Raw genomic sequence first — 14602 nt, forward strand, 5'->3', positions numbered from 1 at the left:
CCCTCGCTCCGGTCCTGCTCCGTGGGCCCGCCGCCATCGGCCATCCATGGCCGGGGGCGGCTAACCCGGCATCCATGCCGGGTTGCCCACTACGCAGAACCTCCACTCGGCCTCTCGAGGGGGCGACCACCGCCACAGCCGCCGAGGCGGCTTGAAAGCCGACCTGGCTCATTTGCGTACGCGTTCTCCTTCTCTGCTGCGCTCACTCATTCCGGACATGTACACCGCTACCCTGTAGGAGCCGGCTTGCTGGCGATAGCGGTGGGTCAGACAATTAATGTGTTGGTTGGACGGACGCCATCGCCAGCAAGCCGGCTCCTACACGGGATCGGGTTCACACGGTCAAAATTGTAGGAGCCAGCTTGCTGGCGATGGACGTCAACGATAACGCGGGCTGTCTGAATGAATGCGTTGTCCAAACGCTTTTCGCCGGCAAGCCGGCTCCTACAGGGAATCCCATACGCTTTCGCTTTTCACCACTCATCAGGCCGAGCGTTAGCTCGCCTTCCGCTTTTGATCTGAGCGCCCCCTCGAGAGGCCGAGCGCAGGTTCTGCGTAGTGGGCAACCCGGCATGGATGCCGGGTTAGCCGCCCCCGGCCATGGATGGCCGATGGCGGCGGGCCCACGGAGCAGGGCCGGAGCGAGGGCATGCCGAGCATTAGCGAGGCACCGAACGAAAGGGGCAAGAGCGCTTGGTTACTTGCCGCTTCTGCAAGTGACTCGCCGTAAGGGCGAAACCATAAGCCGCCGTTACCGCAGCAATGGATATGTACACCTGAAAGAGATTGGTCGGCTGTCTGGCTCACTCCTACAACAGGCGCGATATCAGTAGGGTTTGGGTGGGGCAACGTCCGTCGGGGCTTTTGCCGAACCCTGCTTTTGCACCCGCCACGTCGCCGGCGGCATGCCGAACTGGCTGATGAACCACCGCGTAAACGAACTCGCCATCGAGTAGCCAAGCATGTCAGCAATGCGACCAAGCGTGTAATTCGGGTTGTCCAGATAACGCAGCACCAGGTCGCGGCGCACATCGTTGATCACATCGTTGAACGCACAGCCATCATCCTTCAGGCGACGTTGCAGGGTGCGAACGTTCATGCCCTGGCTCTGCGCGACTTGCTCGATGGTGGCGCGGCCCATGGGCAGCAGCAGGTAGATGGCCTTGCGCACTTCGAACAGCATCGAAGTGCCTTGGTGGCTTTGCAGCGAATCGAGGTAGCTCTGGGCGTAACGGGCCATGGCCGGGTCGGCATTGGCGTTGGTCATGTCCAGGCTGGCACCTGCGCAGACAATGCCGTTGAACTCACTGCCGAACTCCAGGGTGCAGCCGAACAGGCGACGATGCAGTTGAAGGTTGTCGGGGGGCTGGTGGGTGAAATTGACGCTGTAGGGATGCCAGTGAGAGCCGAGCAGGGCGGCGCACAGGCGGAACATCACGCCGATGGCAAGCTCGGTGGCCTGTCGACTGGGCATCGGCGAGTCGGTGACCACCTCTTCGCGAATGATCACCATCTTGCCGGCCTCTTCAATGAAGATGGCCAGCGAATCATTCATCAAGTGCCGGTAATGCACCACCACCTGCAAGGCATCACGCAGCGTGCGCTGATGGCTGAGCAGCAGGCTGACCACGCCGAAGTCCGAGAGCTGGCGCGACTCGGCCATGCTCAGGCCGAAGTTCTGGCAGCCGCTGGCGGCGGCTGAGTCCTCCAGCAGACGCACGGCGGCATCGATGGGAATGCGATGTTCGGGGGCTTGCAGCAGGGCTTTGCTCAAGCCGACGCCGGCCAGTACATCGCGCGGGTTGAACCCCAGGTACTGAGTAACCTCCAGGTAGTTGGTCAAGACGGCGGCGCGAACAAGCTTGGGCATGCGAAGGTCTTTCCTGGGCCGGTTGCGATTCAGATGAGCGTGGCGACTATATCCAGCACATCAGCGATTGAACAGTTGCGATGTTGTCGAGGGCGCTCGCCAGTTTCTGTCCGCAATCACCTCCGTTGTCGTGGAGCAATCGACGCACACCCATTGATTACAGTGAGCTACAGAGAACCTGTGGGGATTTTCGACCAGTGGTCGGCGCGCGCCAATACCTGGAAATCTGTCATGAAAAGAAAAGTGCCTGACGTCCAATGAAAAGCGCCTGGGGTGGGCGCTCTTTAATGTCAGTCCTACAAAAAGCCCCTGGCCACAGAGCCAGTCGAGTCATCGAGAAAGCGTAGGTGCTGAAGTGGACAAACTGCAAACTGCCGCAACCGTTCTGATCGTACCGGGCCTGCGCGAGCACGTTGCCGAACATTGGCAGACGTTGCTTGAAGCCAGGCTGAGCAAGGTACGTAGTGTGCCGCCGCAGGAGACCGACAAGCTCGATTGCAACAAGCGCGTGCAAGCGATCCAGCACGCGCTGGAGCAGATCGACGGGCCGGTGATCCTGGTCGCCCATAGCGCCGGCGTACTGATGGTCGCGCACTGGGCCGCTCAGTACCGCCGGCCGATCAAGGGCGCGCTGCTGGCTGCTCCACCTGACCTCGATGCCCCTTGGCCGTCAGGCTACCCATCGCCTGAAACCCTGCGTAGCCAGGGTTGGGATCCTCTACCCAAAGGGCCGCTGCCATTTCGCAGCCTGGTGGCCGCCAGTACCAACGACCACCTCGCCAGCCTGGAAGCCGTTACGCACCTGGCTGAAGGCTGGGGCAGTGAGCTACTCAATCTGGGCGATGTCGGTCATCTCAATCCTGCTGCCGGGTACGGGCACTGGCCGCAAGCCGAAGCCCTCATCCTCGAGCTGGATCGCTAGTTCAGGCGCCGGTTGGCTCGCGCCATCCGGCATTTGCCCTCACTCCTGAAAAACGCAAACCTCTGGAACAAGAGGGTGCGCGAGGGCGGCTGCGCTTAAAACAAATACAAAATGGCGGAGACAACGCAATGCACAACAATAAGAGTCACGGGTTCACCGCTTCACGCTACACCTTGCTGGCCTCAGCCATTCTCGCGGCAACGGTGCCGATGGCCCATGCGGCAGAGATCGAGACAGGTAACCCGGACTGGACCGTTCGCCTGGATAACACCGTCAAGTACAACTACGGCGTACGCACTGAAAGCGCGGACAAGCGCATGTTGGGCACGCCCAACAACAATGACGGCGACTACAACTTCCGCAAGGCCGGGACCAACATCACCAACCGCGTCGACCTGTTGACCGAGATGGACGTGGTCTACCAGAACCACATGGGCTTTCGCGTCAGCGCCGCCAGTTGGTACGACAAGGCCTACGAGAACACCGGTTCCAATTCGAACCCGTTCGTCAACGGCAACGGTTCAACCTCGGGCCTGGTCGCCAACGACCCGCGCCTGGCCGGGGTCACCAATGACAACGTCGGCAACGGCAGCCCGCACCTGAGCAACTATGCCCAGCGTTACTACACCGGCCCGTCCGGCGAAATCCTCGACGCCTTCGTGTTCTACAGCACCGAAGTGGGCGAGGAGTCGATGCTGAGCTTCAAGGCCGGCCAGCACAACGTGTTCTGGGGCGAGACCATTCTCAACCCGGTGCATTCGATCAGCTACGGCCAGTCCGGCCTGGACCTGGCCAAGCTGGCCGCGTCGCCGGGCACCGAAGCCAAGGAACTGTTCGTTCCGCGCAATCAGCTGTCGATGTCCTTCACGATCAATCCCGAACTGACCGTGGCCGCCCAGTACTTTCTCGACTGGGACGCCGCACGCCTGCCGGAAGCCGGCACCTACTACGGCGGCTCCGACCTGGTCGGTTTCGGCGCGCAGTCGTTCCTGCTGGGTAACACTAATGCTGTCGTGCCTGGCAGCCCTCTGGGTTGCGGCCTGGCGCCGTGCAACGGCTTGACCAACGTGCGTCGCGGGCATGACCTGACGCCGGACAAGCGCGGCGACTGGGGCCTCATGGCCAAGTGGTCGCCCGCCTGGCTGGACGGCACCCTCGGCGTCTACTACCGCGAAACCTCGGAAATCCTCCCGCAAGCCTGGCTGGATGCCCGAGGCCTGAGTTCGGCCAACCCGAACGGAACTCGCCCGGCAGGGCAAGTGCCCGCGGTGATCAATACGCTCAACTCGCTGAGCACCGCCACCTATCAAATGGCCTATGCCGACAACATCAAGATCGTTGGCCTGAGCCTGTCCAAGGATGTGGGCGGGGTGAGCGTGGGTTCGGACCTGAACATTCGTCACAACATGCCGCTGGCGAGTATTCCGGCAGTTGTCAGCACTAACAGTCCGCTGGGCCTGGGCGCGGGTCTTGGCCTGTTGCCGGCGCGTACGGCTGCCACCGGTGTGGTTTATGACACCCCGCAGAAAGGCGACAGCATGGCCGCCACCGGCGACACCTTGCACTGGACGCTCAACGGTCTGATGACCATTGCCAAAACGCCTGTATTCGATTCGGCAACCCTGCTTGGCGAGTTGTATTACAGCAACCTGCTCAAGCTCGATAGCAAGAACGAGGCGCTCTACAAAGGCAAGGGCACCTACCGCGGTATCGACCAGCCAACCCGGGACAACTGGGGCATCGCGGTCAACTTCACACCAACCTGGTACCAGGTGTTTCCCGGTGTCGACCTCAACGCGCCGATGTCCATCAACGTCGGTCTCGATGGCGTTTCACCGGTCTCCGGTGGCGGTGCCAAAGACACCGGTAACTACGCCATCGGTCTCGGGGCCGTTGTGTACAACAAATACTTTGTCGACCTGAAGTACGTGGACTCTTTCGGCAAGACCGACAAGTGCAATGTCAGTGGTGTGAGTACCGGCCCGACCGGAGGTGATGGCGCTGCGCCGAACGCCTTTAGCGGTAACGAAAACTACGCCTGTTTCGCCGGTGGCTACTCGGCCTTTTCCGGTGGTGGTGCAACGACTGAGGACCGTGGCGCCGTTTACCTGACGATGAAAACCACTTTTTGATTCAACACTGATTTGCTCAATGCAAGCAGGAGAATAACAAGATGAAATTCGCAAAAACCGTGTTGGCCGCTTCGCTGGCCATGGTCCTGGCCGCTCAGGCACAGGCCGCTGTTTCAACCCAGGACGCTGCCAAGTTGGGCAGCAGCCTGACCCTGGTGGGCGCCGAAAAGGCCGGGAACGCTGATGGTTCCATCCCTGCCTACGACGGTGGCCTGACCACGCCGCCGGCCAGTTTCAAATCCGGTGACAGCATGCGCCCGGATCCGTATGCCAGTGAAAAACCGTTGCTGGTGATCGACGGAAAAAACGTCGATCAGTACAAGGGCATGCTCAGTGCTACCACGGTGGAACTGGCCAAGCGTTTCCCGACTTACCGTGTCGACGTATACCCGACCCACCGCACCGTTTCGCTGCCAAAAGCCATCCTCGATAACGGTGTGAAGAATGCCAGCGGCGCCAAGTCCCTCGAAGGCGGTCTGGCCATCGATAACGTGCTGCCGGGGGTGCCGTTCCCGATCCCGCAATCGGGCAGCGAAGCGATGTGGAACTTCCTGCTGCGCTATCAAGGCGTGAGCATCAACTCCAAGTACGACTCCTGGAACGTTGACTCCGCTGGCGTGCCAAGCCTGGCCACCACCGGGCAGGCGTTCATCTCCTACCCAATCTACGAAAACCTGGCGCAGCCAATCAGCAGCGCCGACGTGTACTACCAGATGAAGCTGTCGTACACCGGCCCTGCACGCCGGGCCGGTGAAGCGGTGATGCTCAAGGACGCCGCCAACCCGCTGCAGCAACCGCGCCGCGCCTGGCAGTACCTGCCGGGTCAGCGTCGGGTCAAACTGGCACCGAACCTGGCTTACGACACGCCTAACCCAGGCACCGCCGGCGCGGGCACCTACGACGATGTTTTCGTGTTCAACGGCGCGCTGGACCGTTACGACTGGAAGCTGGTGGGCAAGCAGGAAATGATTGTGCCCTACAACACCTACAAGCTGACCTACGCCCAGGATCCGAAGTCGCTGACCACCGCCAATCACCTGGCACCGGACTTCGTGCGCTGGGAAAAACACCGCGTCTGGGTGGTGGAGGGCAACCTCAAGGCCGGCTCCCGCCACATTTATCAGAAGCGCCGCTTCTACCTTGATGAAGACAGCTGGACCGCTCTGGCCTCGGATCAATACGACGCTCGTGGTCAGTTGTACCGTGGCTCCTTCGCCTTCCTCAGCCAGAGCTACGACAAGCAGGTCCCGGACTCCACGCCCTTCATGATTTACGACCTGGTCGGTGGTTCCTACAACATCAACGGCGTGGTCGGGCCTTATGGCGGCATCAAGTACATCGATCCGCTTTCCAAGGCCCAATGGTCGTCGGAATCCCTGGCCGGCAGCGGCATTCGCTAAGCCAACCGCAAAAAAGCGCCTACAAGGTCCACCGCTCACAAGGCGGTGGGCCGTGCGCCGACGGCGTGGGCGCCAGGTTTTCCGAAGAGGACGCGGTATGTGTTCGTATAAGAATTATTTGCAGGTGGCGTTTGGCGTTGTGCTCGGCCTGTTGCAGGGCGTCACCCTCGCGGCTGATTACGTCGATGTGCTGGACCTGCCCGCCAGAGTCAGTGCCTTGGCCATCAACAGCCCGTTGTCCGGCATGGCTCGCGCCGGTGAGCGCGTGATCGCCGTCGGCCAGCGTGGCCATATTCTGTTTTCCGATGATGCCGGCAAGCACTGGCAGCAGGCAGCGGTGCCGGTCAGTGCCGATCTCACGGCGGTGAATTTTCCGACCGCCACCCAAGGTTGGGCGGTGGGCAACGACGGTGTGGTGCTGCACAGCAGCAACGCCGGCGCGACCTGGCAAAAGCAGCTCGACGGCCGTCAGATCGGCGCCTTGCTGGTCAAGCATTACACGGCGTTGGCCAGTGCCGAACCGGGCAATGAGCAATGGCCGTTGCTGGTTGCCGAAGGCCAGCGGTTGATCGAGCAGGGCGCAGACAAACCGCTGCTCGACACATGGTTCGCCAACGACAAAGTCGGTTATGTGGTCGGCGTGTTCAACCTGATCCTGCGCACCGAGGACGGTGGTCAGAGCTGGACGCCATTTCAGGATCGCACAGACAACCCGCAAGGTTTCCACCTCAACGCCATCGCTTCCACTGGCGACGCGTTGTACATCGCCGGCGAACAAGGCCTGTTGCTCAAATGGGATGACAACACCCAGCGCTTCACCGCCGTGCCGACGCCGTATCAAGGCAGCTTCTTCGGCGTGCTCGGCAAGCCTGGCGAAGCGCTCGTCTATGGCCTGCGCGGCAACGTCCTGCGCAGCATCGATGGTGGCCATCACTGGACGGCACTCGACACCGGCCTGCACGTCAGCATCACCGCTGGCCTGATCGATGCCCGTGGCGACTACCGTCTGTTCACCCAGGGTGGGCAGATGCTGGTCAGCCAGGGCACGGGCGCGCAATTGCACCTGTTGCGCCAACCGGTGCCGATCCCGGTCGCCGGTGTTACCCAGTCCGTTGCTGGTGCGTTGGTGGTCGCGGGCAGCCGTGGCGCCCAGACGCTAGCCCTCGAACCCTAAGAGCGAGAACCCAGACATGGGCAATATCAAACAAGACGCCATGCCGGTAATCCGCGACCTGCGGGATTTCGACCAGCACTCCGGCAACCTCCTCGAACGGTGGGTGTTCAACTATCGGCCGCTGTTCATGCTGCTGATGGCACTGGCCACCGTGGTGCTGGGTTTCATGGCCGTGACACGCCTGGAGCTGCGCCCAAGCTTCGAAAAAATGATTCCGCAGAGCCAGCCGTACATCCAGAATTTCCTGGAAAACCGCCAGTCGCTGCGTGGCCTGGGCAACTCGGTGCGCGTGGTGGTCGAGAACACCCAGGGTGATATTTTCGACCCCGCTTACCTCGACGTACTCAAGCAGGTCAACGACCAGCTGTTCCTCACCGAAGGCGTCGACCGCGCGTGGATGAAATCCCTGTGGAGCCCGGCGGTGCGCTGGACCGAAGTCACCGAGGATGGTTTCCAGGGTGGCCCGGTGATGCCCGATACCTATTCCGGTCAGCCTGAACAAATCGAACAACTGCGCCAGAACATCTCCCGCGCCGGTCTTGTCGGCAGCCTGGTGGCCAGCGACTTCAAATCGAGCATGCTGATCGTGCCGCTGCTGGACAAAGCCGCCGCCGGTGGTCAGCCCATCAACTATCACGCGTTCTCGCAGATGCTCGAAGAGCAGTTGCGCGACAAGATCGAATTCGCCGGCGACAGCGCGGCGCGCAAATCCGGGGAAGAGGGCAAGGGCCAATACAAGGTTCGGGTAATCGGCTTCGCCAAACTGATGGGCGACCTGATCGATGGCCTGATTCAGGTGATGATGTTTTTCGGCCTGGCGGTCATCACTTCGCTGGCGATCATCTATGCCTACACCCGTTGCGTGCGCAGCACGTTGCTGGTGGTCGGCTGCTCGCTGATTGCGGTGGTCTGGCAACTGGGTATCGTCGCCTGGCTCGGTTATGCCATCGACCCGTACTCGGTGCTGGTGCCGTTTTTGATCTTCGCCATTGGTGTGTCCCACGCCGCACAGAAGATGAACGGCATCATGCAGGACATCGCCCGGGGCACTCACAAACTGATTGCCGCGCGCTATACCTTCCGCCGCTTGTTCATCGCCGGCGTCACCGCGTTGCTGGCTGACGCCGTGGGTTTTGCGGTGCTGATGCTGATCGACATTCCGGTGATCCAGGACCTGGCGATCACCGCCAGCATCGGCGTCGCGGTGCTGATCTTCACCTCGCTGTTGCTGATGCCGGTGGCGCTGTCCTATGTCGGTGTTGGCGCCAAGGCTGCCGAACGCGCGCTGAAAATCGACACCCGCGCCGAACACCACAAGGGCTTCGGCAAACTCTGGGACCTGCTCGACCGCTTCACCACCGCCAAGTGGGCGACCGGCGCAGTATTGGTCGCCGTGTTGATGGGCATCGGCGGCTTCATGGTCAGCCTCAACCTGAAGATCGGCGATCTCGAAAGCGGTGCGCCGGAGCTGCGTGCCGACTCGCGCTACAACCGCGACAACGCCTACATCACCCAGCATTACGCGCTGTCCAGCGACCTGTTCGCGGTGATGATCAAGACCGCGCCGGAAGGCTGTCTGAACTACAAGACGTTGGTCCTTGCCGATCGTTTGGCCTGGGAGCTGCAACAGTATCCAGGCGTACAGGCGACGACCTCGCTGGTCAACGCCGTGCGGCAGATCACTGCCGGCACCTATGAAGGCAACCCCAAGCTCAACAGCATCCAGCGTAACCAGGACGTGCTCAACTACGCCGCGCAGCAGGCCTCGGTCAACTCGCCTGAGCTGTTCAACAACAACTGCTCGCTGATGCCGGTGATCACGTTCCTCAAGGATCACAAGGCTGAAACGCTGGATGCGGTGGTGGCGATTGCCGACAAGTTCGCCAAGGAAAACAGCACCGAAGATCGTCAGTTTCTGTTGGCGGCCGGCAGCGCGGGCATCGAAGCAGCGACCAACATCGTCGTGCGCGAAGCCAATCGCACCATGTTGCTTTACGTCTACGCGGCGGTGACGCTGTTTTGCCTGATCACCTTCCGCAGCTGGCGCGCCACGCTGGTGGCGCTGTTGCCACTGGTACTGACCTCGATCCTTTGCGAAGCGCTGATGGTCGCCATGGGGATCGGCGTAAAGGTTGCGACCTTGCCGGTGATCGCCCTCGGCGTGGGCATCGGTGTTGACTACGCCTTGTACCTGCTCAGCGTGCAACTGCACTTCCAGCGCCAGGGCTTGCCGCTGTCCCAGGCCTACCGCAATGCGGTGTCCTTCACCGGCCGGGTGGTCGGGCTGGTGGGCATCACCCTGGCGGCTGGCGTGGTGTGTTGGGTCTGGTCGCCGATCAAGTTCCAGGCTGACATGGGCATCCTGCTGACCTTCATGTTCCTGTGGAACATGCTGGGTGCGCTGGTGCTGATTCCTGCCCTGTCTTATTTCCTGTTGCGCGAACGGGCGCTGGCGCCCGGCCCTGTTGCGCAAGCCGACAACACCGAAATCTCTCAACGTCCGGGCATGCCTCATGCCCTGACCACTTCCGAGTAAGCCAACGATGTCTGATTACAAAGCTCCTTTGCGTGACATGCACTTCGTACTCAACGAGGTTTTCCAGGTGTCCCGGTTGTGGGCCAAATTGCCTGGCCTGGCCGAGGTGATCGATGAAGAAACGGCCGCCGCGATCCTCGAAGAAGCCGGCAAGATCAGCGCCGAAGTGATTGCACCGCTGAACCGCAGCAGCGATGAACAAGGCTGCACCTGGAGCAATGGCTCGGTGACGGCACCGGATGGTTTTGCCGCCGCCTACAAGGCTTTTGCCGAAGGTGGCTGGGTGGGCGTAGGTGGCGATCCACGGTTCGGCGGCATGGGCATGCCCAAGGCCATTTCGGCCCAGGTTGAAGAGATGGTCAATTCGGCCAGCCTGTCCTTCGGCCTGTACCCGATGCTGACGGCCGGCGCGTGCCTGTCGATCAATGCTCACGCCAGCGAAGCACTGAAAGCCACCTACTTGCCGAACCTGTACGACGGCACCTGGACCGGCTCGATGTGCCTGACCGAAGCGCATGCCGGCACAGACCTGGGCCTGATTCGCACCCGTGCCGAACCTCAGGCCGACGGCAGTTTCAAGATCAGCGGCAGCAAGATATTCATCACCGGCGGTGAGCACGACCTGACCGAAAACATCATTCACCTGGTACTGGCGCGCTTGCCGGATGCACCGGCGGGACCGAAAGGCATTTCGCTGTTCCTGGTGCCCAAGGTGCTGGTCAATGCCGATGGCTCGCTGGGCGAGCGCAACTCGCTGTCCTGCGGTTCCATCGAGCACAAGATGGGCATCAAGGCCTCCGCCACGTGCGTGATGAACTTTGACGGTGCCACCGGCTGGATCGTCGACGCACCTAACAAAGGGTTGGCGGCGATGTTCACCATGATGAATTACGAACGTCTGGGCGTGGGTATTCAGGGCCTTGCGCAAGGCGAACGCTCGTACCAGAACGCCGTCGAATACGCCCGTGACCGCCTGCAAAGCCGTTCGCCGAGGGGCGCGCAGAACAAGGACAAAGCCGCCGATCCGATCATCGTTCACCCGGATGTACGACGGATGCTGTTGACCATGAAGGCCTTGAACGAAGGCGGGCGGGCGTTTTCCAGCTACGTGGCCCTGCAGCTGGATACCGCCAAGTACAGCGAAGACGAGTCAATCAGCAGTCGCGCCCAGGAACTGGTGTCGCTTCTGACCCCTGTGGCCAAGGCGTTCCTCACCGACATGGGGCTGGAAACCACCGTGCATGGCCAGCAGATCTTCGGCGGCCATGGCTATATCCGCGAATGGGGCCAGGAGCAATTGGTTCGCGATGTGCGCATCACCCAGATCTACGAAGGCACCAACGGTATCCAGTCACTGGACCTGGCCGGGCGCAAAATCGTCGGCAGCGGCGGGGCGCTCTACCGGCTGTTCGCTTCGGAGATCCGCAACTTTACCGCCAATGCCTGCGCTGACCTCGGCGAGTTCACCAGACCGTTGAACGCCGCCGTCGACACCCTCGACGAACTGACCGCATGGTTGCTGGACCGAGCCCAGAACAACCCGAATGAAATCGGCGCGGCTTCGGTCGAATACCTGCACGTGTTCGGCTACACCGCGTACGCCTACATGTGGGCGCGAATGGCCAAAGCGGCCATGAGCACGCATTCCAAGGACGCGTTCTATGTCAGCAAACTGGCCACTGCACGCTTCTACTTCGCCCGTCTGCTGCCACGTATCCACTCGTTGAGCGCGTCGGCCAAGGCTGGCAGCGAATGCCTCTATAAATTGGATGCAGAGCAGTTCTGAGCCCACGTAAAAAAGGACCGGGAACCACAACCATGATGGCGACAAAAATAATTCCGCCCGCCGACGGCGCCTACGCCTATCCCTTGCTGATCAAGCAATTGTTGTTGTCCGGCGTGCGCTACGAGCCGGGCCGGGAAATCGTGTATGCCGACAAGCTGCGCTACAGCTACCAGACGCTCAACCAGCGGATACGCAAGCTGGCCAACGCCTTGACCGCTGCCGGCGTCAAGGCCGGGGACACGGTGGCCCTGCTTGACTGGGATAGCCATCGCTACCTGGAATGTTTCTTTGCCGTGCCGATGATCGGCGCGGTGCTGCACACCGTGAACATTCGTCTTTCGCCGGATCAGGTGCTCTTCACCATGAACCATGCCGAGGACGACCTGGTGCTCGTGCATGACGATTTCCTGCCTCTGGTTGAACAGATTCAGGGGCAACTCAACACCGTCAAAGGTTACTTGCAGCTTACGGACGACACAGCCACTCCCACGTCGCTGCCGGTGCTGGGGGAATATGAAAACCTGTTGGCCGGGGCCGCAGACCAGTACGACTTTCCCGATTTCGATGAAAACTCGGTGGCGACCCTTTTCTACACCACGGGCACTACTGGCGACCCTAAAGGCGTGTATTTCACCCACCGCCAATTGGTCTTGCACACCTTGAATGCCGTGGGCACTTTGGGCGTCTACCAGGGGGTGCCGCTGCTGCGCTCCGATGATGTCTACATGCCGATCACACCGATGTTTCACGTGCATGCCTGGGGTGTGCCCTATGTCGCCACCCTGATGGGCATCAAGCAGGTGTACCCCGGCCGCTACGAGCCCAACAGCCTGGTCAGGCTGTATCGAGAGGAGAAGGTCACGTTCTCCCACTGTGTGCCGACCATTTTGCAAATGATCCTGAACTGCGAGGAAGCGCAACGGACTTGTTTTGATGGCTGGAAAATGCTCCTGGGCGGCAGCGCGCTGACCTTGGGCATCGCCAGTGAAGCGAGTGCCAAAGGTATTCAGGTACACAGCGGTTATGGCATGTCGGAAACCTGCCCGTTGCTGTGCCTGACTTACCTGCGCGACGAAGACCTCGCACAATCCACGCAAGCCCAACTGGCGACCCGCATCAAGACTGGCACAACCGTGCCGATGGTCGACCTGAAAATCATCGATGCCAATGGCAATGACGTTGCCCATGACGGAGAGTCCCTGGGCGAGATCGTGGTGCGCGCGCCTTGGTTGACCCAAGGCTATTTGAAGGAGCCCGAAAAGGGGGCAGAGCTTTGGCACAACGGCTGGCTGCACACCGGCGACATGGCCTCCATTGACCCTTTGGGAGGGGTGGAAATCAAAGATCGAATCAAGGATGTCATCAAGACGGGCGGGGAGTGGATCAGCTCCCTGGAACTGGAAAGCCTGATCAGCGAACACCCGGCCGTCATGTCGGTCGCAGTCGTGGGCATTGCGGACGAGCAATGGGGCGAACGGCCGATGGCGCTGGTGGTGTGCGAGCCTGGGCAATACCTCGACCGCAAGATGCTGGAGGTGCACCTGCAAGGGTTTGTCGAGCGTGGCCGTATCAATAAATGGGCGATCCCCAAGCGGTTCAGGTTCGTCGCCGAGATCCCTAAAACCAGCGTCGGGAAGATTAACAAGAAGCTCATTCGGGAAAGCGAATCGAGCTGAAAGGCGCGGCGGATGCTACGTCAACCCTGACCACTGATCGCGAAGTCCGCTGTTTCATATCCGTCAAAGGGGATCATGCATCCAGATGCTTGATCCCTTTTTTCGTTTCAGGTCTGCGTAAACGTCGCGGCGATGTCGTTGAGTCTGTCGAAATAACTCAGGGCAAGTAGCCAGCAGCCTGGACGAGATGGTTGTCCTGCCCGGCAACGATGAGGTGCATGGGCACATGGGGTTGCTCATCAACAACGGAAGTGACCTCAAACCCACCCACTACCAGCGGCTGTCGCTCACACATTTCGGTCGACTCTCCCGCCAGTTTTTTCGCCATTTTCGCGTGGTTCGCTGCGATTTCGTTGAGAGTTGACACGTTACATCTCCGGGTAAAAGACCCAGCGCATGGCTGGCGTCCAAAATATTGATTTGATGGTTGTCGCGTCAGAATTACGTCGTTTCCGGGCGATTACGACCGGCGATTGCAATCCCTGCGCCAGAGGCTGTGGCAATTCTTTGTCGCGTCTACATTAGCGACGAATGGTGACATTTGGATGTGCTTGAATCGGGCGTAAACTGGCAGTGCTACTTCATCAGGAGGAGCCGGAGATGATTGCCGACCGAATGACCGCACAGACGTCCGCGGACAAAGCTGTCTGGGATCAATATTTTTGCGCTGCGCTGATTGCGGAAAGCAATCTGACGGCGCCGGTTGTAGGAGGGGCCACTCATGAGGACAGGCAGAATCTGTTGATTGAAAGAGCCAAGGCGCTCGCCGACAAAATGATGGATACGCGCCAGTGAACGGAAACACATGCCTGTTCAATACCTCGGCCCAACCTCTTCAGGTTGGGCTTTTTCATGCCTGTCTCAACCCGACGTAAACCCAGTCCCGGACACGCCCGCGATTTTGTAGGAGCCAGGCTTGCCGGCGAAGGCGCCCGTGAAATCGCCATCGCCAGCAAGCCGGCTCCTACAGGTGTGGCGTGAACCCCAATCCCGAATCCTCCCCTGCGATGTTGTAGGAGCCAGGCTTGCCGGCGAAGGCGTCCGCCAGATCGCCATCGCCAGCAAGCCGGGCTCCTACAGGTTTGGCGAGAACCTCCAATCCCGAA

Annotated in this window: 10 protein-coding genes; 8 read left to right on the forward strand and 2 right to left on the reverse strand. The window is 60.6% G+C overall.

The annotated features are described in order from the left end of the window. Nucleotides 1–826 precede the first annotated feature (826 nt). Nucleotides 827–1870: an AraC family transcriptional regulator gene (locus KGA97_RS26705; RefSeq protein WP_223481809.1), complete on the reverse strand. Its 1044-nt coding sequence runs from the start codon at nucleotides 1868–1870 to the stop codon at nucleotides 827–829. A gap of 355 nt (nucleotides 1871–2225) precedes the next feature. Here KGA97_RS26705 and KGA97_RS26710 point away from each other — a divergent pair, with 355 nt between their 5' ends. From KGA97_RS26710 to KGA97_RS26740, 7 genes are all read left to right on the forward strand, one after another. Then, complete coding sequence (locus KGA97_RS26710) at nucleotides 2226–2792, forward strand: RBBP9/YdeN family alpha/beta hydrolase (protein ID WP_008040963.1); 567 nt, start codon at nucleotides 2226–2228, stop codon at nucleotides 2790–2792. A 128-nt stretch (nucleotides 2793–2920) separates the two neighbouring features. Beyond that, nucleotides 2921–4924 carry a DUF1302 domain-containing protein gene (locus tag KGA97_RS26715; protein ID WP_223481810.1) on the forward strand — a complete coding sequence of 668 codons (2004 nt, stop codon included), beginning with the start codon at nucleotides 2921–2923 and terminating at the stop codon, nucleotides 4922–4924. A 41-nt stretch (nucleotides 4925–4965) separates the two neighbouring features. Continuing rightward, nucleotides 4966–6324, forward strand: a complete 1359-nt coding sequence (locus tag KGA97_RS26720) for a DUF1329 domain-containing protein (RefSeq protein ID WP_008032811.1) — start codon at nucleotides 4966–4968, stop codon at nucleotides 6322–6324. 97 nt (nucleotides 6325–6421) lie between these two features. After that, nucleotides 6422–7498, forward strand: a complete 1077-nt coding sequence (locus tag KGA97_RS26725) for a WD40/YVTN/BNR-like repeat-containing protein (RefSeq protein ID WP_223481811.1) — start codon at nucleotides 6422–6424, stop codon at nucleotides 7496–7498. Between the two features lie 16 nt (nucleotides 7499–7514). After that, nucleotides 7515–10034 carry an efflux RND transporter permease subunit gene (locus KGA97_RS26730; protein ID WP_192418268.1) on the forward strand — a complete coding sequence of 840 codons (2520 nt, stop codon included), beginning with the start codon at nucleotides 7515–7517 and terminating at the stop codon, nucleotides 10032–10034. Between the two features lie 7 nt (nucleotides 10035–10041). Then, entirely contained in the window at nucleotides 10042–11820 is a 1779-nt protein-coding gene (locus KGA97_RS26735; RefSeq protein ID WP_008040959.1) for an acyl-CoA dehydrogenase C-terminal domain-containing protein, read from the forward strand. A gap of 32 nt (nucleotides 11821–11852) precedes the next feature. After that, a complete protein-coding gene (locus KGA97_RS26740; RefSeq protein ID WP_223481812.1) occupies nucleotides 11853–13496 on the forward strand; it encodes a fatty acid--CoA ligase in 1644 nt (547 codons plus the stop codon). 157 nt (nucleotides 13497–13653) lie between these two features. On the opposite strand, the gene KGA97_RS26745 is transcribed toward KGA97_RS26740, so the two are convergent. After that, nucleotides 13654–13863 carry a hypothetical protein gene (locus KGA97_RS26745; protein ID WP_008032820.1) on the reverse strand — a complete coding sequence of 70 codons (210 nt, stop codon included), beginning with the start codon at nucleotides 13861–13863 and terminating at the stop codon, nucleotides 13654–13656. 233 nt (nucleotides 13864–14096) lie between these two features. Here KGA97_RS26745 and KGA97_RS26750 point away from each other — a divergent pair, with 233 nt between their 5' ends. Continuing rightward, the gene (locus KGA97_RS26750; RefSeq protein ID WP_008032821.1) at nucleotides 14097–14291 is read left to right on the forward strand and encodes a hypothetical protein; all 195 of its coding nucleotides are present in this window, start codon (nucleotides 14097–14099) and stop codon (nucleotides 14289–14291) included. Nucleotides 14292–14602: the final 311 nt, after the last annotated feature.

It is taken from the genome of Pseudomonas sp. BF-B-15 (genome assembly GCF_019946675.1).
GTDB classification, from domain to species: domain Bacteria; phylum Pseudomonadota; class Gammaproteobacteria; order Pseudomonadales; family Pseudomonadaceae; genus Aquipseudomonas; species Aquipseudomonas migulae.